Annotated in this window: 21 protein-coding genes and 1 tRNA gene; 16 read left to right on the forward strand and 6 right to left on the reverse strand. The window is 48.7% G+C overall.

The window, feature by feature from the left end; translation table 11 throughout:
* The first annotated feature begins 194 nt into the window (after positions 1-194).
* From PPG34_RS14455 to PPG34_RS14505, 11 genes are all read left to right on the forward strand, one after another.
* The gene (locus PPG34_RS14455; protein ID WP_313834121.1) at positions 195-674 is read left to right on the forward strand and encodes a c-type cytochrome; all 480 of its coding nucleotides are present in this window, start codon (positions 195-197) and stop codon (positions 672-674) included.
* A 96-nt stretch (positions 675-770) separates the two neighbouring features.
* On the forward strand, positions 771-2483 hold the full coding sequence (locus PPG34_RS14460) for a cytochrome ubiquinol oxidase subunit I (RefSeq protein WP_313834122.1): 1713 nt from the start codon (positions 771-773) through the stop codon (positions 2481-2483).
* 21 nt (positions 2484-2504) lie between these two features.
* Entirely contained in the window at positions 2505-3314 is an 810-nt protein-coding gene (locus tag PPG34_RS14465) for a c-type cytochrome (protein ID WP_313834123.1), read from the forward strand.
* Between the two features lie 26 nt (positions 3315-3340).
* Complete coding sequence (locus PPG34_RS14470; protein ID WP_313834124.1) at positions 3341-4285, forward strand: Rieske (2Fe-2S) protein; 945 nt, start codon at positions 3341-3343, stop codon at positions 4283-4285.
* A gap of 28 nt (positions 4286-4313) precedes the next feature.
* Positions 4314-5426: a cytochrome b gene (locus PPG34_RS14475; protein ID WP_313834125.1), complete on the forward strand. Its 1113-nt coding sequence runs from the start codon at positions 4314-4316 to the stop codon at positions 5424-5426.
* A 72-nt stretch (positions 5427-5498) separates the two neighbouring features.
* Positions 5499-6293, forward strand: a complete 795-nt coding sequence (locus PPG34_RS14480) for a hypothetical protein (protein ID WP_313834126.1) — start codon at positions 5499-5501, stop codon at positions 6291-6293.
* Positions 6294-6365: 72 nt separating this feature from the next.
* The gene (locus PPG34_RS14485) at positions 6366-8234 is read left to right on the forward strand and encodes a cytochrome ubiquinol oxidase subunit I (protein ID WP_313834127.1); all 1869 of its coding nucleotides are present in this window, start codon (positions 6366-6368) and stop codon (positions 8232-8234) included.
* Positions 8235-8312: 78 nt separating this feature from the next.
* Positions 8313-8921: a c-type cytochrome gene (locus PPG34_RS14490; RefSeq protein WP_313834128.1), complete on the forward strand. Its 609-nt coding sequence runs from the start codon at positions 8313-8315 to the stop codon at positions 8919-8921.
* A gap of 67 nt (positions 8922-8988) precedes the next feature.
* Entirely contained in the window at positions 8989-9714 is a 726-nt protein-coding gene (locus PPG34_RS14495) for a c-type cytochrome (protein WP_313834129.1), read from the forward strand.
* A gap of 50 nt (positions 9715-9764) precedes the next feature.
* Positions 9765-10601, forward strand: coding sequence for an ethylbenzene dehydrogenase-related protein (locus PPG34_RS14500; RefSeq protein WP_313834130.1), 837 nt, complete (start codon positions 9765-9767; stop codon positions 10599-10601).
* Entirely contained in the window at positions 10598-11671 is a 1074-nt protein-coding gene (locus tag PPG34_RS14505) for a c-type cytochrome (RefSeq protein WP_313834131.1), read from the forward strand. The genes PPG34_RS14500 and PPG34_RS14505 overlap by 4 nt, the downstream gene beginning before the upstream one ends.
* Before the next feature lie 89 nt (positions 11672-11760).
* On the opposite strand, the gene ubiA is transcribed toward PPG34_RS14505, so the two are convergent.
* Positions 11761-12660 (reverse strand): 4-hydroxybenzoate octaprenyltransferase, encoded by a 900-nt coding sequence (gene ubiA / locus PPG34_RS14510; protein ID WP_313834132.1) that lies wholly within the window; start codon positions 12658-12660, stop codon positions 11761-11763.
* A gap of 162 nt (positions 12661-12822) precedes the next feature.
* Positions 12823-13323 (reverse strand): DUF2914 domain-containing protein, encoded by a 501-nt coding sequence (locus tag PPG34_RS14515; RefSeq protein WP_313834133.1) that lies wholly within the window; start codon positions 13321-13323, stop codon positions 12823-12825.
* 302 nt (positions 13324-13625) lie between these two features.
* On the opposite strand from PPG34_RS14515, the gene PPG34_RS14520 reads away from it, so the two are divergent.
* Positions 13626-13700, forward strand: a tRNA-Thr gene (locus PPG34_RS14520).
* An 88-nt stretch (positions 13701-13788) separates the two neighbouring features.
* Entirely contained in the window at positions 13789-14085 is a 297-nt protein-coding gene (locus tag PPG34_RS14525; RefSeq protein WP_313834134.1) for a hypothetical protein, read from the forward strand.
* 17 nt (positions 14086-14102) lie between these two features.
* On the opposite strand, the gene PPG34_RS14530 is transcribed toward PPG34_RS14525, so the two are convergent.
* Complete coding sequence (locus PPG34_RS14530) at positions 14103-14717, reverse strand: hypothetical protein (protein WP_313834135.1); 615 nt, start codon at positions 14715-14717, stop codon at positions 14103-14105.
* Between the two features lie 211 nt (positions 14718-14928).
* On the opposite strand from PPG34_RS14530, the gene lexA reads away from it, so the two are divergent.
* The 3 genes from lexA to PPG34_RS14545 are packed head-to-tail and all read left to right on the forward strand — an operon-like array spanning position 14929 to position 19833.
* Positions 14929-15477, forward strand: a complete 549-nt coding sequence (gene lexA / locus PPG34_RS14535) for a transcriptional repressor LexA (protein ID WP_313834136.1) — start codon at positions 14929-14931, stop codon at positions 15475-15477.
* A 47-nt stretch (positions 15478-15524) separates the two neighbouring features.
* Positions 15525-16721 (forward strand): DNA polymerase Y family protein, encoded by a 1197-nt coding sequence (locus PPG34_RS14540; RefSeq protein ID WP_313834137.1) that lies wholly within the window; start codon positions 15525-15527, stop codon positions 16719-16721.
* Positions 16696-19833 (forward strand): DNA polymerase III subunit alpha, encoded by a 3138-nt coding sequence (locus PPG34_RS14545; protein ID WP_313834138.1) that lies wholly within the window; start codon positions 16696-16698, stop codon positions 19831-19833. The genes PPG34_RS14540 and PPG34_RS14545 overlap by 26 nt, the downstream gene beginning before the upstream one ends.
* 160 nt (positions 19834-19993) lie before the next feature.
* Here the strand turns inward: PPG34_RS14545 and PPG34_RS14550 are convergent, their stop codons facing one another.
* The 3 genes from PPG34_RS14550 to PPG34_RS14560 all read right to left on the reverse strand — a co-directional run bounded on the left by PPG34_RS14550 (position 19994) and on the right by PPG34_RS14560 (position 24452).
* Positions 19994-22072, reverse strand: a complete 2079-nt coding sequence (locus PPG34_RS14550; protein WP_313834139.1) for a C1 family peptidase — start codon at positions 22070-22072, stop codon at positions 19994-19996.
* Between the two features lie 334 nt (positions 22073-22406).
* Positions 22407-22841 (reverse strand): HIT family protein, encoded by a 435-nt coding sequence (locus PPG34_RS14555; RefSeq protein ID WP_313834140.1) that lies wholly within the window; start codon positions 22839-22841, stop codon positions 22407-22409.
* A gap of 228 nt (positions 22842-23069) precedes the next feature.
* On the reverse strand, positions 23070-24452 hold the full coding sequence (locus tag PPG34_RS14560; RefSeq protein ID WP_313834141.1) for a hypothetical protein: 1383 nt from the start codon (positions 24450-24452) through the stop codon (positions 23070-23072).
* Positions 24453-24727: the final 275 nt, after the last annotated feature.

Below are 24727 nucleotides of genomic sequence, written 5' to 3' on the forward strand. Positions count from 1 at the left end.
TGAAAATTGAAAATTTATGGTTCGAACAAATTTAAACTCTGAATCTGGATATGAGGGAATGGATTCATGTACTGACTTCTTAATGGAACTTGCATGGGAGAAGTCGTTTTTTTTACAAAGGGGAGGGTCAAGGGATGGACTGTCCTTTTAGACTCGATATGGAACATTTAAATAAAGTTGGTGGAGGAGCCATTATGAAGAGTGGGATTTTCCGAATGTTATTCACAGGGCTGTCCATTGCAGCCATTGGATTTACTTTATCAGCATGCGGGGAAGAAAAGCCGCCTGCTCCACCACCGCCACCGCCACCAGAATATGCGGATAAACATATGCCCGATGGATATTGGGGAAACCCGGACATCCTGGAAGAGGGTAAAGCTATCTTTACTGGTGCACAAAATATTGATGTGAATTGTGCCAGTTGTCATGGGAAAGATGGGAAGCCGGTCAAGGCTGGTGCCCGTGATTTCCGTAAGGGTGAGTTCATGAAATTATTCTCTGACTCCCAATGGTTCTGGCGGATATCTGAAGGGGTCACCGGTACCAAAATGAAGGCTTGGAAGAGCAAGCTTTCCGAAGATGAAATCTGGAAGGTAATTGTGTTTGAAGCTAACTTCGGGTTGCCAGGACAAAAATATGACCCAGCCACCAAGGCTTGGGTTCCCATAAACTAGGAAGAGACGAGGTGCGAAGAGGGTCTTGCCTTATGGCGATGGCCCTCTAGTCAATGTGTTACAGACTATTATTGTAAAGGGAGGCCACGATCCCAGATGACACTGCGTCGCAGTTTACTCATAATGACTGGATTTTTGCTGGCAGGAGCCGCGGCGGCTTACGCCCAAATTCCCGAAGCGCCGCCAGTTGAGTTTCCTTATGCTGGAAATCGAACTGGTGTCTGGATCGTGGCGCAACTCCACATTTTATTCGCCGCGTTTATCCTTGGGGCCCCCATTTTTGCGGTAGTCTCCGAATGGTTGGGGTACAAAAATCAAGATCCTAAATATGACCGTTTAGCCAAGGAGGTAACCAAGGTTACAGTCATACTCTATAGTATGACTGCCCTGACGGGTGGGCTATTTATCTTTGTGCTTCTTGCCACCTATCCCGATTTTACTACTTGGCTGATTAAACATTTTTTCTTGATCTTCGCTTTAGTTTATCCCCTCCTGTTTATTCTCGAAACAATTATTCTCTATACATATTTTTACTCGTGGGATTCCATGAAGGGCAGCCGGAAAGCTCGGCATATAGCCCTGGGAGTTCTGTTGAATATCGTGGGGACGGTGACCTTATTTGCCATTGATGGTCCAACTTCCTTCATGAATACCCCGGCGAAAGCGGCTGGGGACCTGTCTCTTGTTGAGTTTATCCAGACAGCAGGCTTATGGGACAAAATGGCCAACTTTAGCTGGATGCCACTAAACCTCCATCGCCTTGTTGGAAACGTAACCTTTGGTGGTTTTATCGCTGGTCTCATTGCTGCGTATATGTATATGGGGGCGAAGACGGATGAAGATCGTTCTTATTATGATTGGATGGGGTTCGTAGGCAATATGATCGGAGTTGGAGCGCTCCTCCTTCTTCCCTTTATGGGATATCTCCTGGCCTATGAGCTTTGTGATTATGACGCTTCAATTTGTCCTTATATGATGGCAGATCAGCTTTCGATGTTCTTTGAAATGCAGGGGGCCATGGTCGGGCTGATATTTTTGGCCAGTAATTACTATATTTGGCTCAGTATGAAGCGGATTGAGGGGGTAGAAAAAGTCCGTATGTCCGGGATGGTCATGATTGCCGTCTTGCTTATACCCGCCGTGATGGGGGTGGCCTGGAAAATGTTCCCACCTCCGGACTGGAGGTCCTTAATTTTCTTGGGTGCGTTAGTGGCCTTGCCGCCGATTCTTAGTCGTTTGCCTGGGCTTCGGTTCACTGTATCAGCCTTTGCCATGATCAAGGTTGGATTTTTAATGATCGTGGTTGCCGATGCAATCTGGATGACCCCGCATGGGTTTGTCGCGACTCAAGCTATGGCGACGGAAGAGAATGAATTGCCGTCTTGGGCGAGTGAATTAGCCCTGATGCCAGCAAAAAATGCGGCAGCCTTTACCCTGGTCTTTCTCACCGTGGTAAATTATATTTTATACAATAGGGCTATTCGTCAAGGGACTATCATCTGGGGAAAAATTGACTTTGCTTCGCAGTTTGTATTGATCTTCCTAGCCTTTAGCGCCATTTGGACCATGGGTCTTATGGGAACGGTGCGATCCCTCACGAGAAAATATTTTCATGTATATAATCTGGTGCCCGACTTTACACCGGAGGCTTTTACGCCAACACTGACATATTCGGCATGGTGGATCACAGCGGTGACCATTGTATTTTTTGCGGTGGTTAGTTTTGCCATAATGGTGACCTTGCGCCCTGGAGGTGGGCAAAAGGCTGAGGTCCCTCAAGGGGTCGCGGTTCCTGCCGGAGGCAAATAGTAATTGTGGAGAATGAAAACTATGGCTGAGCAAAGCTTGACTCGGAACATTATGAAAAAGGGTGTAGTTGGTGTGGTCGTCGGCATTATTTTGGTGATTGCTGCGAGGGCGACCCATTTTCCGGAAGTTTTCCAGATCATGTTTTTTCTCTATGCAATGCTGGGAGCGTTGGTTTTTATTCTATTGGATGCTCCTAGCATGCCTCGGCTTGAAGGGGCCAAGGCGGCTATTGGACTAATTATTTTTTATGTCATCCTTTCAGGTGCCTACATCGGTGGTGCCTCTATTCTTCCACAGTACGATCCTGAGGATGAAAAAGGGAAAATTGACAAGGTGCTAAGAATGCGAAGGGCCATGAGTGAACAAGGTAAAGCCGAAGAGTTAATTGCTCGGGCCAAAGAGTTGAACGATCGAGCGGCTTCGATTGAAAAACAATTGCAGGCTCTTGGCGGTGGCGCAACGGTAGTGGTGGAGGAGCCTGTAGGTTCATCATCTGGCGCGGCTGCGGGTGATTTGGTCGCTCTAGGTAAGGAACAGTGGGAATTGCAAGAATGCTACAATTGCCACAAACTCTTTGGTCAGGGTGGAAAAAAGCGTGGTCCGATCTTAGATAATATTGGAAACCTGATGACACCTGAAGCGCTTCGTGAAAAAATCTTGGACCCCAAGAGCTGGATGGCCGAGGGTTTTGATAAGCAGTATAAAAAAGGCAAAATGCCCGACAAATATAAAGATTTAATGTTCCCTCAAGAAATTGATGCGCTGGTAGCCTTTTTGGCGACATTAAAAGATACGTCGGTGGATACTCCCAAACCTATCAAAATGAACTAACCTGATTGAGAAGGTGTGACGTTTCGATGCAACCAAAGTTAACAGCGAAAGCTCGATGTGTTGACGGAGAAGTTGGGAAAATTTCCAAGGTTATCGTTGATCCTCTCTCCCATGAAATCAGTCATGTGGTGGTGAGGGAATACAATGGTCAGCAAATGGATCGGCAGGTGCCGATGTCACAAATCCAGGAAATTCCCAATGAAGAAGAAATTGTGTTGCGTTGTACCTCCGCGGAATTTGGTCAATTCCCTGTGCTGGATCGTGACGGCTTTGTCACCATTCATGATGTGGAAATTGCGCATTTGGAAGATAATTTGCATGTGACGCCTGGTGAGGTGTTGGTGCCCTATCCCCGGTTGGAGCATCCAGTGCCGCGCCGAAGTTTCTTCGCCAATATGACACATGCCATTGGGGCATTAATTGCCTTGCCACTTGCCTTTCCTGTTTTGAAATATCTCATGAAGCCTATGTATCAACCGTTTGATAACTCATGGTTTTCCGTGGGCAATGTCAACAAAATTAAAAAAGAGAACATTGGGTATCAATTCAAGTTTACTCGAGGGTTTAAGGAAGCCTTCATGCCTGAACAGCAAATTGAAAAAAACATTTGGGTCGTTCAGGCAAGTGAGAAGGTCCGAGAGGCAGTCTATGGAGGCGAAGACAAGAAGTTTTATGATAATAAAGGCGATGTCGTTTGGGTGAATAAAGCCAATGCCCCTTTTATCGGTTTTTCGGGAAAATGTCCCCATCTGGGGTGTGGTTATAAGTGGAGAAAAACCAGGAATTTCCCAGACGGAGTCTTTTTGTGTCCCTGCCATTTAAGCCTCTACGATGAGGCGGGCAAAGTCCTTGATGGGCCCGCTCCCAGAGCTCTTGATGTCCTTCCGATGGAGGTGAATGGAGCCGGGGAAGTCAAGATCATCGATATCGAATATAAAGCCGGCGTCAAAAAACAAATTCGGCTCTTGTAATACAACTCTTGCGTAAATTAAGGATTGCATGAACGGCCAATCGAAATCAGGCAACGAACCTAATGTGTTTGAAAAAGTCGTTGACTTTGTGGACGAACGAGTCGGCCTGAAAACTCTTCAGGCGAAAATGTTGAATGAGCCTGTTCCTGGTGGTTCGCGTTGGGCTTATGCCTTCGGCTCTGTGCTGCTCTTCATTTTTATTTTGCAGGTGGTCACGGGCATCTTGTTGATGTTCTATTACGTGCCAAGTACGGACCATGCGTATGCCAGCACCCAATACATCATTCATGAAGTCGATTATGGTTGGTTTCTCCTGAGCTATCATTTTTGGGGATCCTCGGCCATGGTCGTCATGGTATTTGCGCATATGTCTCAAGTTTTTCTGTGGGGGGCCTATAAGAAGCCAAGAGAATTGATATGGTTGGTTGGCCTTGCTCTGTTTGGATTGGTCATGGCTTTTGGGTTTACAGGATATTTACTTCCTTGGGACCAACGGGCCTATTGGGCTACAGTGGTCGGCGTTGAGATTATGGATAAGACTCCGATCGTTGGGGATTTCATGGCCAGGTTTTTAAAGGGTGGTCCTACGCCTGGGCAAATGACGTTGAGTCGATTTTTTGTGATTCACGTGATGGTGTTACCGGCTGCCCTCATGGGTTTGGCGGGCCTCCATATTTTCCTCTTTAGAAAAGCTGGTCCCGCTGGTCCTTTTCGGGGAACTCCTGAGCAGATTAAGGCCAAAACCGATTACTTCTTTCCAAGGCAAATTTGGAAAGATATTGTGGCGATGGCCTCCACCTTCCTGATTATTTGTAGCTTAGCGTTTTTTGAACCCGTGGTCCTTCTCCATGAAGCCACCCCTGATCCTGGTGATTATCATCCCGAGCCTGAATGGTATTTTTTGTTCTTATTTCAACTCTTGCGCCTGAAAATTTTTGGCGGTGAGTTTGGCCAATTTCTTGGCGCCATCGCGATTCCTGGGGCCTTTATGGCATTTTTAGCCGCCTTGCCATTTATCGATAAAAGCCCTGAGCGGGATTTATTTAAACGCCCATTGGCGTTGGTTGGATGGATTGTGATTATGACCGGCATTTTAATCTTTACGGTGTCGGCGATTATCAATAGAGAATTTTTGCATTAATTCCTTATGTCCAATGCCAAACTTGGCCTCTTAGTTTTTTGGCCTACCTTCTGGACGGGCTTTCCCCTCAAAATGGTAATAGCCTTGTTGCTATTAGCTGGGCACGTGCATCCATGGGAGGGCATTGGGCTTCAGGCCCTGTTGGTGCTTTCAATTCCCATTGATATTTGGGCGTTGGGCCTATGTTCTCGAACGGTATTTTTGGAAAGGTTGAGCGTGGATCCTCCCAAGGGATCGGCGCTTCGCTTATGGGCGCAATGGGCTGTATTTTCCATAATTTACCTTCCACTTTTGTCCATGATTGTCGGAGGAGTAAAGGCGTTAGCCAAATCGGCGACTGAAGCGACGCTCCACTATTTCGAAGAAACATTTATGGTCATCCCGGTGGCTGAAAAAATTACCATTGAGTTGGTCATGTGGGGGATTCCAGCGACTATTGTGTTAATTATTTTGCTTTATGGCTGGTTATTTGGATTAGGGGCTTTAGCCCAGCGGCATGTCCGGGCATCCACTCCCGTTAGTGGGTCATTTCAAGATATTGTGTACAAATGGGATCTTCTCAGGATTCCCAATGATCAACCCTTGACCTTGGTGGCCTTTACTGGCGTCGGCCTAGTGTTGGTGTTTTTGTTTTGGGGACTTATTCCAGTCAGTACCCCCCATCCGCATGAGGAATATCAGTTCATCAACGTAAAAAACGAAGAAGTGATGGTTGAGCCCAAGGCAGTTCTGAAAAATGCGGAACAAGTCTTATTGCGTGCTGAAGCCACCATCAAAGAATTAGAAAAAGATAATCCTGAAAGTCAAAAATCTGAAGCTGACAAAAAATCAGCAGAAAAACCAGAGACAAAATCATCGGCCCAATAAGGTCAACAAGAGGCGTATCGCAAATAGGCTGATGTTTTTTGAGGTAGGGGACACATCGATGAGGGATTACATATGAAAAACCATGGCACATTTGAAAAATTTCAGTGTTGGTTGCCAAAGGTAAGACTTTCATCCCTCTCTGGGTGGAGTATATTTTTGGCGTTGGTCCTTCTCCCAGCATTGGTCTGGGCTCAGGATGCTGCCACCCAAGCCATGTCGGTGGAATATCGTGACATTCCAGGCATTGGAAGTCGAAATCTTATATGGGTTGTAGCGCAACAACATTTACTCTTAGCGGGGTTTGTCCTTGGAGTGCCCATCTTTGCCTGGGTTTGTGAAATCGTTGGCTGGAGAACAAAAGAGCCTCGTTACGACAAGCTGGCCAAAGAGTTTACCAAACTCCTGACATCCGCGTATGCCACGACAGCGTTGTTTGGAGGAATTCTACTTTTTCTCTTGATAGGTCTTTATCCAAAATTGATGGCCTATTTGTCTGATGTCTTTTTCCCTTCGTTTATTGCCTACTGCCTATTGTTTTTATTAGAGACGGCCACCCTTTACATGTATTGGTATGGTTGGGATGCGATGCAAGGGAATAAAAAGGCCTTTCATGTCTTTTTAGGGTTCCTATTAAATTTGTTTGCCCTAGGCATCATGATCGTACCTAATAGTTGGGCTACGTTTCAGGCAAGCCCGGTGGTCATTGGGGATGGCACCGCCATCGAAAAAGCTTGGGCAGCTATGCAGAATCCCACTTGGTGGCCGGTGAACATTCATCGGCTCATCGCTAATGTTGTCTTGGGTGGATTTATATGCGGGGCTTATGCCGGTGTGCGCTATCTTCTCGCGCAGTCCAGGGAAGAAAAGGAGCATTACGATTGGATGGGCTATGTCGGTAACTTCATTGGCGTATTTGGAATGTTGCCTTTGCCGTTTGCTGGATATTGGCTTATGCGCGAAGTCTACCAATATAACCAACAAATGGGCATTACCCTCATGGGCGGTTTTCTCGCGTGGCTCTTTATCTTGCAGGCCATGTTGATCGGAGTCCTGTTTCTTGGGGCCAATTATTATTTCTGGATGGGAATTACCTATCGAATTCCCGGATCGGCCCAAGGCTACAAACGCCCAATTCTCGCCATGTTAATTGTGCTTATGGTGTGTCTGGGGGTATGGATGACGCCACATTCTTTGGTGGCGAGTCTTGAGGAAGCCAGAAAAATGGGAGGGACCCATCACCCGCTCCTTGGCGTGTTTGGTGTGATGTCGGCCAAAATGACCGTCTCGAATTTGATGATCCTGGTGACGTTCATGAGTTTCATCATGTATTGGCGAGCCGGGAAGCAGGAAACTGCAGCATGGGCAAAAATTGCGAAATCCGTCATGGGAGCCCTTTTAGTCATTGCGGGAATTTCGGTGGTGGTACTGGGGGTGTGGGGATATTTTGTGCCAGCCATCATTCGGATCAATTACTTTTCCGTGGCCCAGGTGCTCATTGTGTTATTTATCATGGTGACGTTTACGCCGTTGACGGCATTGCTCATGAAGAGTGCCAAGACGACCACGGAGATGGTTTGGGGGCAGATGCCTATTCGCGCCGGCTATGCATTAGTCCTCAACGCGGTCATGGTGATCTTGTTGATGTCATTGATGGGCTACGCCAGGTCTTCCTCCCGCGTGCATTGGCATATCTATGGCGTGATGCGTGATACATCGGAATATGCATACTCCCCCGCATTGGGATATGCTGCAGCCTTTATGTCCCTGAATACTTTTGTCTTTTGTCTCCTCGTAGCGTTCATCTTCTGGGTGGCTACTATGGGCGATAAAGCGAAAAAAGGACCGGAGCAAGGTCAACCTGCAGGTGAAGGAGAAAAAATTCCCGGAGGGGTGACCCCAGCAATGGCTGGAGGAGCGCCTCGAGAGGGAGAGAGAGCCTGATAGGTTCCGAAAACGGATATAGCGTCTGGCAAAGGATCTATTTTTGAATTGGGAATTACCTAACCTGAGCGAGGACATATGAGTGAAGTAGCGTTACTCCAATTAATCGGTCTTATCGTCGTAGGGCTTGGGGTCCTTATTCTGCTCTTTATCAAGGCAAAGTTCTTCAGGGTGATTGGTTTTGTGGTCATTGTGTTAGGGGGGTTTAGTTTAATTGCGTTGAGTGTACCCCAAATGGCGTCTTTGCCGCCGGCCATTGAAACGTTCGATATTACGCAGGTCAAGACCCCAGATGATTTGGCCTCCATTGGCCAAAAGATTTTCTTTAGTAAAGGCCAATGTGCCTTGTGTCATTCAATCGGCCCCAGTGAGTCAGCCAGGTGTCCGGATTTAAACGGAATTGGGGCGAAGCTTGCGCCAGAGTTTCTTTATGAAAGTCTGACCCAACCTCAAGCCTATATCTACCTAGATTTTAGACATGGAGGCGTGCCGGAAGAGTACCCAGCGAGAATGCCGTACATCAATAAAAACCCGATTGCTTTGTCCAATCAGGAAATTTATTCGGTCATCGCGTTTTTGCAAAAGATGAGCGGTGAGCCTGTGAGTATTAAAGTTGAAGATGTCCTTCGTGAAGGGAATGAGGGTGAAATGAAGGTGGCCTCTGTTGCAGTTCACGGGACCCCGTAACCAAATCTTTCCGTGCCATTCGTGCTGGATGAAGGACTTGTTGAATAATTAGTTAGGAGAGTGAAACATGAAAAGCCCCCTTGCGAAAGCCGGAATCTTGTTAGTGGGAATGTATGTGTTTCTCAAATTCATTCTCCCGTTAATGACTGCGCCACTTCCAGCAAGTTTAATTTTCTTATATCTGGCCCTGACGTTTGCCGCTTCGGCGATTTTCTTCACGATGAGCGGCGATGGCCTCGATGAATTTATGGGGCCGGTGGGGAGATTTCTTACTGGGGAAGGCCAAACGGGCATTGCCAATACGGCGAGGATTTTGGTCTTTTTAGTTTTTCCGTTACTCGTCGGGTGGCAAACCTATACAAAATTAGCCCCTAGTGATCAGCCGCCAGCAGAAAACAGAACCATTCATCCGGCGCCCCCAGGGGAATTCGTGGGATTAGCCAATCCTTTCCCCAAAACCGAAGAAAACATCATGATGGGAAAAGGCTTATATGCGGCTTTCTGTTCACCCTGTCATGGTGCAAATTTTGACGGAAAGGGACCGGCGGCGCCAGGGTTTAATCCGCCTCCCGCGAATTTTAGTGATCCAGGGACTATCGCCCAATTGCAAGAGGCCTATCTGTTCTGGCGAATCAAGAAAGGTGGCGTGGGTCTGCCCATTGAAGGAATGCCGTGGAAATCAGCCATGCCACGGTGGGAAGTGGAATTGCCCGATGACTGGATTTGGAAAATTATCATGGGTGAGTATGATGGTGCCCATCAATCCCCACGAACTTGGGAAGAAGAAGAATAGGAGTGCTGAACACAATGGGACAGGTTGTACAGCATTCGAGGAGTATGCACATGGGACGTGAAAAAGTTCTGGGTGTCGCATTAGGAGCGATCTTGATGACGACGGGATTGAGTGCTTCTTTGAGCATTGCCAGTGAACCACCCCCTGAAGGGGATACAGGAAGTGTGGCCGTTCGTTTATATTTGACTGAAGGCGCCTTGCCGACCAATGATCCCAATGCCGCATCGTGGAATACCATCCAACCCTCAGAATTTAAGCTAGCGCCACAGGTGCATTGGCCTGACCGAATTCAAGAAGTGACCGTCAAGTCAGTGAAAGTTCGCGGAATGCACAATGGCCAAGACTTAGCCATTATGGTGGAATATGAAGACCCATCCGAAAGCCCGGCGGATGCTGCTGCGTTAGAATTCATGGTGGGGGATAAAATGTCCCACTTTGCGCATGGACAAGAGATGCTTCAGGTGGAAGGTGGACCGGTCAATATTTGGTATTGGAAAAATTCTGATGGTAAGGGCACGGATATGAGTGCCAAAGGATTTAAAACCCTACGGGTACAAGACCAACAAGATGTCTCTGCCATGGGGACCTGGCAGGGTGGGACATGGCGTGTGGTTTTTTCTCGACCCTTGGCTACGGGGGATGAACATGATGTTCAAATTACTCCTGGGGAGTGGCGGAACATCGCGTTTGCATTTTGGGATGGCGAATTAGTCGATGGCGAGGCAAGAGAGAAAGGCTCGCAGAAAGCTGTCTCCTCTTGGTGGTCGGTTCGGGCTGAACCTTCACCCGACAATTCTCTTTATGGATATGTCGTGTTGGGTATTGCGATTGCTGCCGGCTTTGAATTTTTCTTGATAAGAAAAATCCGGAGAGGGAACCAAGCATGAAGGGGGAACAAGGCATGCATCGGGTATGGATCAAAGGTGCAATCGGTGTGGCACTGGGATGTGCAGTTATAAGTGGCTGTGCCTTGCTGGAAAGTGAGGAAGCTGCAAAAGGACGAAAGCTCTATAATCATTACTGCATGCATTGTCATGGAGAAAGTGGTCAACAGCAGGAAGGATTCAATTGGGGGCGGATGCCAGATCCACGTCCTCGAGATTTGTCCGAATCCTCGGCCATGTCTACCTTTTCCGACCAAGAAATTTTTAACACCATTTCCAGGGAAATGAGAGATACGTCATTACAGGAAGTACTCGATGACGAAAATTATTTTGCGGTTCCCACGATGCCTACCTTTAAATATACCCTATCAGAAAAAGAGGTGTGGGCGATTGTCGGCCATGTGCGGACTCTTCATGGTGGGTCCCTGGAATTTGATGTAGAAGGTCGAGGCGCACAGTTGGAATCTGAATTTAATGCGGCCAAAGCTGAGTATGATCAAGCAAAGAAGGTGATGGAAGAAGCCGTCGCCAAAAAGGAAGCGGAGGATGCTGCCAAAGCAGAGGCCGCGGAAGCCGCTGCGATCGCGGCGGGAAAAGACCCGGACGATATTGAAGAAGACTACGACGAATACGAGGATGAAATTCTCCTTCCCGAAGAAGAAGCATTTGAGGTCGCGGAAGAAAAATTTGAAAAGGCTAAAGCGGCGTTTGAGGGCTTTTCCAAGAGACCCAAAATGGCCCAAATCCGGCGACCAGATTTAACGGTTTCGGATGATGGAGAACGTGCCAAGCTGGAGGAGGAAGGAAAGCATCTGTATTCCAAAAAATACGGATGTCATGGATGTCACAGTATTGGCGATGAAGGCGGGTTAGTGGGGCCAGCCCTGGATCGTGCTGGGTTCCGTCTCAATGATACCTGGGTGTACCGGTGGATTCGGTATCCACAAGGCATGAAAAAGCATACCCGCATGCCGAATTTAGGGTTTGATGATCATGATGCCAGAGCGGTCACGGCGTATTTGGAAACTCTGCGTGCCCCAAAGCCGGAGAATCCCATTCCACTACCAGAATAGAGTCGACTAAATATTTTATTTTCTTTTAAAAAGGCCGCATCTTGCGGCCTTTTTATTTTATGAAACAGAGAGGGTTGAGAGACAAGTTCTTATATCGTTCCCACCCAAATACCTGCCAGAACGACCAGGCCCACTCCAACATGTTGGCGGAACATGGCAAATGCCATCGAGGGGCTGATGTCTTCCCGTAACTTCAGAACTTGTTGACTTAAAAAACCGGCCAATCCAGCTAATCCCCCATAGAAAGCCAGATTAAGATGTTCGAGCCATCCAGCTAGTGCCAAGAAAAGGATCATGATGATTTCTATGATTCCCACGGCTAGCCATAGGTAAGCACCAAAAATAATTGCTGAGGATTTCACTCCGATGTGAATGTCATCAGCTCGGTCTTGAAGGGCATAGATGGTGTCATAAGCCAAAGCCCAACAGGTGGTGGCAGCAAAAAGAAACCACATGGAGAGATCCAACTGATTTCTCGTGGCAGCCCAAGCCATGACGGCACCCCATCCGAAGGCCAAGCCTAAAAAAAATTGAGGAACATGAAAAAATCGTTTCGTAAATGGATAAAACGCCGCGAGCCCAAGTGCAATCGGGCTTAGCCACATGGTCAGCGGATTTAAGAAGGAAAGCAGGCCGATGGCGAGGACAAGAAACGTAACGAGAAAGAAGATGGCTTGAGAAGGCCGAAGGGCTCCACTAGCCAAGGGCCGTGCTTTGGTCCTCGTGACCTGTCGATCAAACGCTTGATCAGCCAAATCATTCATGATCACACCGGCACTTCGCATCACAAAGGCACCTAAGGTAAAGATAAGTAACAGCCATGGAGAAGGCGTTCCATTCGCGGCAAGGACCAAGGCCCAGAGAGAGGGAAGCAAGAGTAATAATGTCCCAGTTTGATTTCGGAGTCGAATCAATGAGGCCAGATGTGTCCAAGAATTGCCGGGTGTTGGGGAGGGCAGCACGGGATGGCCTTGTTCGGATGTCGGCATCGATGCTGAACTTAGCCTAGGGAAAAAATTACTGTCAACGTTTTTTGAAAAGAAACATACCGAAGCAATAAACAACCACAAAGGGTCATGTTCGTGAACGTGGGGCGATCGAATCGGTGTTCTAGGGTAGGGCGCGGGGAAAGAAGGGTAGATTGAAATCAATTATTTCACGAGAAAACGTGCGATACATAAGACCTCCTTGGAATCATCATCTAAGGAGACCACAATCATCCATTCCCCGAGATGTAAGGTGGGGTGAATGTCTTTCGTGCTCCACATCCGAAAGGACGAAGAGGCTTGAACCTTCAAGCGAATGTTGGCCATGGGTTCCCAGCCATCCTTAGTTTTTTTGTGCCAAAGATGGCGAATAGTGGTGGCTGTTGCTGAGGTCACACGATTCCAAAAAACCACCTGCCGATCGTTTGCTGCGGTCACGATAGGAAGGGAGGTGTCACGGTTCTGGTCTTTTTCGCAAAAGACTTGTGGAGCATAGGATTCAGCAGGCATTCGATCCACAATTTTTCTGGCGAGGTCAACCTCAAGCACTTCCGTCTGGCTCCAGCCAATAGAGGGGAGGAGAACGGATGTGCTGAATAGCAAGAACAAGAATGAGAGGAAGAAGCGAGTCATGGCACTGAAGAATAGCGAAGGCGAGCTTTTCATAGAATTCGAAGACCGTAGGTTATCTAGGAATCGATGTCAATAAAAGGATGGCTAGAGTATAGAGGACGATCCACCAGAGTAGTGTGATGCGTATCACGCAGTGGAGAGGAAAGCATTCATAAAAAGGCCTAGTGGTCAATGCTTGTGATGGAAAAAGGGAAGGGAAAAAAGGATCAAAAAATGGTGAGCATGTGGTCAAATGATCAGATTGGGTGAGTTGACAGGGGATATTCTACGAAATATGATGACGGCTGTTTTTGATGCGGGTTCCCTCCCAGATTGCGCAATCCTTCCATTCGAGAGCCGGCGTAGCTCAGTGGTAGAGCAGCTGATTCGTAATCAGCAGGTCGGTGGTTCAATCCCACTCGCCGGCTCCATATTTTTTCAGTAACATGAGATCGCTGAGCAAGGGACGGAATGTATTCTTCCCTTGCAACCAAGAGATAATCCTAGGGGCTGACAGAAGTGAGTCAATCCAGGAAATCAGGACATCCACATCGACCCGTACTCTCGAGAGCCTTGAGGGAGGAGGTCCTTCAATATCTCAAGGATCAAGGGGGACCCGCCAAGCACACAGCCATCTACATTCATTTTGCCTTGGAACGCCATGAGGACATTCCGGACATTCTTGACGAGTTCTTTTCGGAAGGGTTGATCCAGCGCAAGGGGGATAGTCATGTTATCCTGACGCGGAATGGGAAGAAAGCGTTGGAGCGTTTGAAGAGAGTGAAAGAAGAGCAACGTGGAGGCGCCAAAGAGTAAGGTTCTATTTCTTGTTTTTACCTTGCCTCTTCCGCATATTCTGCTGTCAGAATGTTCTCCAACAGCACTCGAAATTCTGGACGAATTGAATAGTACCCGGCATAATCGCACTGTACAAAACTGACTCGGTCGGCTAAGGATTCGCCGCGGGTTGGTTGAGCTCTGAGCCCTCTGACTTGCTGTAACGCGCCAATATCACTTTCCCATAGCCCCTCTTGCACTATCATTTCTCGAATCACCTCTTGATCAGCTTCTTCAAGATTGCGCCATTCTTCATCGACTTGTGCCTGTGAGATGACAGCGTTGTTCGCGGGAAGTGGATGAGTCAACGGTTGTGGCGCTGTGTGCGTTGGCGGGTGTGGTGGCGTGAGAGGTTTCGGGCGTTTTCTTCGCGGTCGTTGTTTCGTTTGTCCAAAGACAAGCAGTATTCCAAGAACGCTCAATGAAACAACCAAGATCAAAAAATTCGATACGGGAAGTGGCGCAAGCGCCACGTGCATAAGTAGGTCCATCCACTCCGTGGCCAATCCTGTCTCTTCAATCAGTCCTGCATGAATGAGTTGTTCGAGCAATAATCTGAGTCCAGCCAACAGGCTCACAATGAACGCAATGTAGTGACTGAGTGTCTTCATGTTGGATTCCTTCGGTGTTTTCTTGGTGATACAGAATGTCCAGCGCTGATCTAAGGCATTTCCGGTTTTCACACCCCTTCAGTTGCTCCATTCTTCCTTAGTTTCTCATCGACAGACCATTGCAACTTATTGAAATATAAGAGGTAAAAATTTTAATTGACTTCCGTTTCTCTATTTTGTAACCATTGGTTACATTAAAGAGGGCAAGCTCATGAAACCAGAAAACTTGGTAGCAACACGAAAAGCACTGGGGATGACACAGGAAGAGCTCGCGGCAGCATTGGGGACAACGCGGACTAGCATTGCGCGGTACGAGTGTCGGCAGCGGCGTATTCCCTCGATGCTTGAAGTGGCCTTAGCCAAATTAGCGCAGCCGGCTCGTGTGGTGATGGCCGGTGTCGTGGCGGCAGGGACGCCCATTGAATCCATTTTGCAATCCGAAGTGGTGGACGTACCGCCGGATATGATCGGCCAGGGCGATAATTTTGCGTTGCGCGTGAAAGGGGAGTCCATGCGCGAGGAAGGCATTTTGCCAGGCGATGTCATTATTGTGCATCGGCAGGAAACTGCGCGGAGTGGCCAGACAGTCGTGGCGCTCGTCAATGGCGATGCAACCGTGAAAACGTTTTATCAAAAAAACGATCGCATTGAATTGCGACCGGAAAATGCCACCATGCAGCCAATTGTGATCACGCCGGAAGACGACTTGCGCATTCAAGGGATTGTCGTCGGTGTGATTCGGTATTGTAAGAAAGGGTAGGGATTCACTATGTCACAACTTGTTACCACATTGCAGAGGATTTGTTTATGCAACGCCACGTTGTTTGCTATCGCATTCCCGCTTTTCAAGTGGCGTTGGCACGATTGGAAGATGTCTCTCTGCGCAACCGACCCCTTGCGATCGCACCGTCTGTAAATCCACAGACGATCCTGCTCGAGGCTTCAGACGAAGCGCGGAAAGAAGGCGTGTGTGCGGGGATGCAGGTGGGGCAGGCCACGCGCTTGTGCCCAGGACTGAAACTCGTTCCCCCGGATCCGCCAAAAATTCGAAATGCCACAGAAGCGATTGATCGTATTGTGAGTCGCTTTGCGCCGGTGTGGGAATCCGCGAGCCCCGGCCATGTGTTTCTCGATCTCACCGGGACCACGCGCCTCTTTGGTCGAGCTTGTGACACGGCCACGAAGGTCGAAGGAGAAATCGCTGAGCGATTTCAGTTGGTCGGGGTCGCAGGCGTGGCCAGTAATAAACTGGTGTCAGAAGTCGCCTCAACGGTGGTGGCTCCCTTGCAACTCTATGATGTGCGGCCCGGCGCCGAGCAAATGTTCCTTTCGCCGTTGCCCATTCGCACATTGCCGTTGCGGACCATGCAACGGCAATTCATCCATTCGCTCTTTGCTGATCTTAATATCAACACCCTTGGCCAGCTTTCGACGTTGGCCTTGGCCGATCTCGAAGCGGTCTTAGGACCGTTGGCAGGACAAGTCTGTGCTTGGGCGCAAGGGATTGATGATACTCCGGTCTTGTCCCCATTGAAGCAGCCTTGCGTGGAAACCACGCGAACGTTGGACGAAGATATGGTTGATGTGGAGGAGTTACGGGGGCTCTTGGATGGAACCTTAGAAACGCTATGTCGTGATCTGCGATGGCAACAACACTGTTGTCAACGCATCATGCTTCGTGTGCAGTATCGTGATGAACGAGAGGCAAGCGGCAACGAGCGCGTACGGCCGGGGAGTTATTGGGAAGGCGAGCTACAGCCAGTATTGCATCGAATTTTGACGCGGTGTCTTCGGCGACGCGTCAGAGTTCGTTCGTTGACGGTCACTTTGGGTGAGTTGCAGCCAGCCAGACAACAACTCGGTCTCATTGAGGCTTGCGCAGACTTCATGCCGTCGAAACATTCTGCAACCAACTGTCTCGCCCGTTCCAAACAACTCTCAATCGCACTCGATCGCATCCGCGCAAAGTTTGGCCATCATGCCATTAAGTGGGCGCATACGTAGCGTGCTATTCACCCATCTCCACGTTCATTCGGAATACTCCATGATGGAAGGCGTGTCATCGCTGGAACAGCTCTGCCACGCCGCCAAACAGTACGGCATGGATGCACTCGCACTGACTGATACCAATGGTCTATATGGCGCGATACGCTTTCTCGAAGTCGCCAAGCAGTATGGCTTGAAGCCCATCTTGGGCGCAGAACTTAGACAGGGTGCGAGACGGGCCGTGCTCTTGGTCAAACATCCTGAGGGCTATGCCAACCTGTGCCGACTCCTGTCGTTGCTACATAGTAGGGAGTCATGCGACATGATCAACGCCGTGGCCGAGTACAGCTTCGGGTTGATTGTGATTTCCGATGATGTGCTTGCGCTCAAAGCCTGGAAGAAACGCAAGCTAGCCGATCTCTATGTCGAACTCACGCCCGGTGCCATGATGCATCAGTCGCTGCAATTCAGCCGGGACTACAAGTTGCCGGTGGTGGCGACGAATCGCATACGGTTTATCAGTCCGCAGCAACATGTGCTGTACAAGGTACTCAGAGCTATTGCGTTGAATACGACGGTCTCTGCCCTGCCCAGAGAAGAATGCTGCGCAGAAACACATTGGTTGGCGCCAGCGTCGTTCATGGAAGAACAGTTTCCGCATGTGCCGGGGGCGCTCGACAATACACAACGCATCGCCGAGATGTGCCGGACCGAGTGGGATTTCAAAAACACCATCTTTCCTGCTTTTCGCCAACTCTCAGATGCGCAGGCGTTTGTGCTGCTTCGAGACAAGACCTACGATGGCGCAGTTTGGCGTTACGGCACGATCACTAAACCCGTCAAAGACCGTATCGAAACTGAACTGCAGATCATCCAAACCAAAGGGTTCGCGCATTGCTTCCTGGTTGTGGAGGAAATCGTACGACAGGCACCCCGAACCTGTGGACGGGGATCAGCCGCGGCATCGATCGTGTCATACTGCCTCGGCATTACCCATGTGGACCCCATCCGGCACAATTTATTTTTTGAGCGGTTCCTGAATATCGGACGGTCCGATCCACCAGATATCGATGTGGACTTTGCCTGGGATGAAAGAGATGGCGTTCTGGATTATGTGTTTGCCAAATATGGCGCAACTCGTGTGGCCATGGTGGCCAATCAAAACACGCTGGGGCTCAGGGCTGCGATCCGCGAAGTTGCTAAAGTCTATGGCATACCTACGGGAGAAATGAACGCGCTCATGCCACGTTTGGAGCGACATCCAGTGTTCAATCACCTGAGCGAGAGCAAGTCTATCAATGCCTGGGCTGAAACGCTGTGCCAATCGTTGCATTTGAGTAAGCCGTGGCTGGAAATTTTCACGGTGGCGGTGCAGCTTGAAGGGCGTGTACGAAACTTGGGATTGCATTGCGGGGGCATGGTGATTGTGCCCGACGAAATCAGGAAATACGTGCCTGTTCAAATTGCGGCCAAAGGCATTCCCGTTATCCAGTGGGAAAAAGACCAAACCGAAGACGCAGGGCTTGTGAAACTCGATATTCTAGGGAACCGTTCATTGGCCGTCATCCGAGATGCGTTACAGGCCATCGCCAAGAACACCGGTCGCGTGATCGACTACGCCACCTGGGATGCGATCAACGATGATAAAACTAAAGAGCTCATCTGTCGCGGCGACACCATGGGCTGCTTCTACGTCGAATCTCCTGCTACGCGACTCTTGCTCAAACGCTTATGGAAAGGCATGCCGCCTGAATGCAAAGCCCGCGCCGACGTCTTCGAGTATCTCGTGATCGTGTCGTCGCTTATCAGACCGGCAGCCAATCGGTACGTGCGAGAATTCGTACAGCGCGCTCATGGCAAAACTTACGCTAGCCCACATCCACTACTCGACGAGGTGTTGAGCGAAACGCATGGCATCATGGTGTACCAGGAGGATGTCACCAAAGTCGCCATGGCCTTGGCCGATTTTCCGATCGAAGACGCGGACCAGTTGCGAAAGGTGATGAGCAAAAAACATAAGCAAAAACAACTTCAGGATTACAAAGTACAATTCTATCGTGGCGCGATATCCAAGAATGTGTCGAAGTCAAAGATCGATGCGATCTGGGGCATGATTATGAGCTTCGTGGGCTATAGTTTTTGTAAGCCCCATTCGGCGTCCTATGCCCAAGTGTCATTTAAGTCCGCGTATTTGCGTGCGCATTACCCCGCGGAGTTCATGGCGTCGGTCATCAGCAATCAAGGCGGGTTCTACTCGACCAGCGCCTATCTGTCCGAAGCCAAACGCATGGGGCTTACGGTGTTGCCGCCGGATATCAATGACAGCGAGTGGGCCTATGTCGGCCATGGCTCCACAATAAGAGTGGGGTTCATGCAAATCAAAGGATTGCAAAAAGAATTCATCAACGCGATTATCAACGCACGAAACACCAACGGACCCTATGCGTCGCTGAGGGAATTCTTGGAGAGAGTCGACGCCGAATCTGCACAGACACGACTGCTCATCAAGGCCGGTTGCTTCGATAGCATTGCCGGAGAGGTCACGAGGCCGGGATTGCTATGGCGGTTATATGCGAGCGAAGGGCTTTTTCCTTCGAAGAAGGGAAGATGCTTGCCTTCCCTTTACGCTTCATCTCTTATGCCTTATGCGACATGTTTATCTTCCGACGCTTCGCGTTTTAAGTCTCACGCTTCACGCGCCTTGCCCATTCCACCGGACTATAGCGATAACCAAAAGATCAAAGACGAAATCGAACTTTTCGGCTTCCCGCTGAGCAAACACCCACTGGAGTTATACCACGATGTACTTGTAGGTTATGAATTTGTTCAGGCGTCAGAAATACACTTACATGTTGGCAAACAAGTGCGAATGGTCGGCTGGCTCATCACCGAAAAGTTTACCGAAACCAACGACGGTCAGCCCATGGAATTCGCCGTCTTCGAAGATCTCACTGGCCTCTACGAGGCCACGTTCTTTCCCAAGACTTTCCAAAAATATGGCCAGTTGCTCACTGGCAGCAAACCGTATCTCGTGGAAGGCCTTGTCGAAGAAGATCTCGGCGAGTGTACGTTGACGGTGAAAAAACTTGCAGTAGTGAATTATTTGGTCAACAGGAAAGGCCATTATTAATATGAAAGTTTCAAGCGATTGAAATCGAACGTTAATATATTTTCATGTATCAAAAGGCGTTTGACCATTCTTGTTCCTGGGGATTGTATCCTGGCCAAAGGTGGCGAGGTATGTCGTGTGTCTGCACTAAATGCTCGACATGCCCCGCCATATCAACCATTTAAAATCCGCGTAGGGTCTCCACGGGATAACGTAATTTTTTGACACCTGCGATTCGTGACAGTGTTCGCGTAATAACCTGTACGTCATTGTCAAAGGACCCATGGCTGAGGGGAATGGCTCCTTGTCCGTCCCACACTTCTTTTTGCCTTTTGCCCAGCAACTCGGGGCCTGGCGCACTGCCCCAAAACTTTTGCCATTCGGCCACGTGCTTGCGACAACGTTCATTCCAAATAGTGGGGCTTGCCGTTGTCTTTGGATTCCAAGCTTCTGACATCCCCAACAAGGGGGTTTTGTGAAAGTCCTCCAAGGCACGACTGACGAGGTACAAGAGCGATTTTCCATACGGCCCGACCGAGTCTGCTTGTTCCTGCGGGTCGGTCAAAATCTCCAAGTTGAATTGGGGTTTTTTCAGAATTTTCTTTTCAATTGCCGGCTGATAATGTTCCAGCGCAAATTCGAGGCTGCAGGCGGGAGCAAATAGCGTGCAACTCTCGATAGGGAGATTCTGTTTACGGAGGAGGTCCAGGAAGTATCCAAATAAAATAGAGCCAGCGGAATGTCCGGTGAAATGGATTTCGGTCTCCGGGTGATTCTCCCGGATTTGTGCCAGGTAGCTGGTCGTTAACCCTAGGGTGGATTTTGGGAAGTAGGCGGCGGCTTCGGCGTTTTGCTTCATCTGTGCCCAAATGGCTTTGACCAACACCTCTTGGCAAATGGCTTCAATGGCACGGTCTTTCGCTTCCTTCACCGCTTGTTTGAGAGTTTTGAACGCATCACCCCAGGCTTCTTGTGGCATCGTTCCCTCGATATCATCCTTGATGATGCCCAAAAGACTTTCGAGGAAGCCGGTTTTCCAGGTGAAGAAAATGGGATACAAGCCATTCGCCTCAAAATAGGGACCAAGAATTTTCACGCGCTTGATGGAAGCTTCTTCCTTGTTCAACCCGCCATGTGCATAAAACACGAGTTTTTTGTGATTTTTGTTCTGCAACCATTCCAGCGGTTTATCCAGCATGAGATCCTTAAAAGCATCCAAGGCCCCTTCGAATTGAATGCTCCGATTGAGCAGCAGCCCATTATTTCCTAGGACCACGGAATGCCGATAGGCTTCGTCTTCACTCCACGGTTTGACCGCCGAGTTGCGATATTGAAACGATGTGTCAGATTTTTTCAAGAAACCGAAAAACTGTGCAGGTTCTGCGCTCTTGCGGGTCAGTGCCTTGGGGGCCTGGTAATGAGGAGACTTTGCACCTACCATCGGCGCACCGAGCACCGCGACCCAGGCATCCGTTCCATTTTCGACCCAATCGGAATACGACAGAATAGCAAATCCGTTCGTGCCCCAGCTCGTGCCCCACGAGTTTTGTACGATAAAGCCATGCCGGGTATATCCCACAATTGCGAAGGCATGACCACCACGCTCACGATCGGAAGGTGGCTCAATCAGGGCGATGTGGAAATCTGGATCCTTCTTCCAGCGGCTGGCATCCCAACCATTATGAACATCCGAGGAGACATAGATCGCGCCCACTTCAAGAATGGCCGCTTGCATATCGGTGATCGAATTTTTATCAATCCGATAGTATGCTCCGAGCGGCCGAAGCGCCGCATCTTCATCCCATCCTTTATACGGTTTAATAAAGCGTACCCTTCCCCCTTTATCCCGATAAGGCCATAAGTTCTCCTCGCACACGCCATGACGATGCCAGCCTTTCATGGCACCGCGGCAACTGGAGCCTTCGTAATCTTCTCCCGGCCACTCGTCATAAAACCGAGCAAGATGATACAGCATGCGTGGGCTGACCGTTTCGGGAATTGAAAGCCCAGACCCTACTGCTTGTCTCCAGGTCAGGTAATTGATCACCGCTGCCAGACCAAATCCTGTACAAGCCCCTTCCCGCCCTTGATCCAAAATCCTATTGGCCGTCACATAGCTCGCCAAATGTTGCTCCACCTGCTGTGGCTCTGGAAAGGATGGCGGCAGGGATTGCAACAGTGGTTGATAACGGCGGTCTCGCAAGTCAACACGATCCGGTCTGGCATCGAGCGTACGCGATTTCAAGGGTGTCGTGGGCATACCAATCCTCCTTTGGTACTGGTGTCATCAGTTGGATTACTCATGGATCACGCCTCCTGCGTGAGAAATTGAAGAATCATCTGGCGAGGTAATGCGAAAAATTTGACCTCAGTATTCTGGTGAACGGAACAAAACCATACTCCATCTTCAAAAATTCGTCCATCGAGGTCCCAATGCAAGTAGAGTAGGTGGCATTTAGGGAGATTGCATGGACCATGCCATTTTGCATCCCTTGTGAAACGTCAATTTTTCTTATTGGTCAGGGGTGAGAATGTATCTTTCCGGATACATCCCTGTCTCAATCAGATACAATGACTGGAAGTCGGCCAGAAAATCAGGAAATCCTAAGAGCCCCGCGAAGCAGACGAAGGCGTTCAGCAAGGTCTTTGTCTGTAAGCCGGACGGGTTCATGGGAAACACTCCAGACCGGCTTTAACGGGGCGGGATCGGCTATCAGTCGAGGCACCACATGCCAGTGAATATGCGGGACCTGATTGCCCAGCAATTCAGAATTGATTTTCCGAACCGAATAAACTTGCGTTAAATTTTCCCCAACCAGGCTTACCTCTTCCATCAATTGCCCTCGTTCCCCTTGAGTCAACTGAAACAACTCAGTCTGGTGTTCTTTAAGAACCAATACCGTCCATCCGGGGAAAAATTGATCCTCAAAAAGATAGGCATCGGTTAGTCCAAGGGCCCCAATGAAATGATTCGCAAGAGGCCAGGCCTTCTCGCATATTTTGCAATTTTTCTGGGTTTGGTCATCCATTATACAATGTGAATTCCTTTTCACCGATGAAGTGGGTAAAGGTATAAGTATTGACTTTTTGCATGGTTCCAGCAAGGCATATCTTGTCAGGGGGCTGATCGAAAAGGACATTCGGCGAATGTCCTTTGATGGTGCAGCGGTTAGAAATTGTCTTAGTCTTGGACCAAAAACCTTACTGAGAATGAAATTCCTGGAAGTGTCATGAACCCATGTGGTGAGTCATTATTTCTAATCCACCCAGCCTTTTTCAATTAGATATCTCCGTATATCTTGCGCGGCTAAATCGTGCCCGAGAGCATTCCAATGTCCATCAAAAGGGAAACGGAATCGGAATTTATTCCCTTCTGTCTTTTCATGAAATAAATGAAAAGAGTTTAAATAGGGAATCTCAAGGCGTTCACAGATTTTCTGTAAAACAGTTGTCTCCGCATTAGCCTTTCCGTCGCTTGTGAATTCATAGACAAGAAATTTTGCCCCTGCATTTTGGGCTTTATTGTTCATGGCGTCAACAAGTGCTTCTGTAATTTTCCACTGATAATCCAGGATACGTTGAGGAATATTGACTGGCAAATTAACTGTCATGAGTCCCAAACGGGTAAACACCGAAGTGAGGAGGCTATTCCGCTTGATTAAATCTTTGAGTGCCCCTGGAGTCTGAAAATAAGAAAGGTCATGTTTTAGATGGTCGAGCGCCTTTTGCGGATCGTGGGTTTTTTGTTTTTGTTCACTTTTCTTTGGTAGACCCTGATTGTAATAAGCCTCCAAATCTGGATCCGACATGATCCACTGATCGAAGGGCTCAAAAACTTTGGGAACTGGTACCCCGGAAAGAAGTAAATTACCATTATGGTCTAACCGGAAATAGGATTTTCCGAAAGTCCGATTGGGTTTGTGAATCGTGACATTATTTTCCGGATCGTTGGGCACAAAAATATAAATGACAATATCAGGTTGAAACCGCAGGCCAGTTTCTTTCATGAAAAGATACGACTGATCAGTCCCGTATCCACGAGTCCCGCCATTAATTACTTCAAACTGTCCTTCGGAGGATAATCGGGATTCAAGTCTTGTGTCGATGACCTCCTCTTTTTCAACCTCCAATCCCACGGTAACAGAGTCCCCGAGAAGGAGAATGCGACCAGTTCCGTGTGGTTTTTGGAAGGTATATTCGTCATCTCGAAGTCCAAGAGAATTGGTTTTTACTTGAGTCCGCATGCGCTTCTTTTTCCTGATAAATTCAACCTCAAGGTCGGCGGTTTTTTTCCATCCCAGTAATGAGTCATATTCCCAAAGGATGTCCTCATAACTATGGCCAGGATACTGGGCTTGAAGATACATCGCATAACTGCGAAAGCCTATTTCAGTAAGAATGAAGCAGAAGCCAAGACTAAAAATGAAAATGCGTAGATTTACGGGAAGGGAAAGAGTGAGCCAAAGAGCAAACCCATAGAGCAAAAAACGACCGGCAGGGTAATTGAGTGCCAGGAGCCCAAGCCCTGCTACTCCCATTATCAAACCCAAAGAATACCAGGTCGCATTTCGCTTCTTGAGAGACAATGTCGGCCCGCCTCTATTGGGGCCAGGTTTCGCAGGTAAGGAATCGGTCAACATTTTCTCTCCACGGGTATTTTCACGTTTAGGTGTTGGCCATTTGATTCAATGATGAAAATTTGTCTCCACAAGGCCAAACCCGCGAAGTAAGTCATACCTTTTGGCAGAATGATGTACTCCTGCCCTAAGAGCAGTGAATAAAAGAATCATCTCTGGGAGTAACAGAAATCCCAGTTTTAAGAAATAAGCCAATCGGCGTAATACGGAAAATTACTTACCGAGGGATAGCCCCTAAGTTGTGGAGCGTCGAGCGAAAAAGGTTTGGGCAGGATTCG

Origin of the sequence: Candidatus Nitronereus thalassa (assembly GCF_032191465.1) — a bacterium.
GTDB classification, from domain to species: domain Bacteria; phylum Nitrospirota; class Nitrospiria; order Nitrospirales; family UBA8639; genus Nitronereus; species Nitronereus thalassa.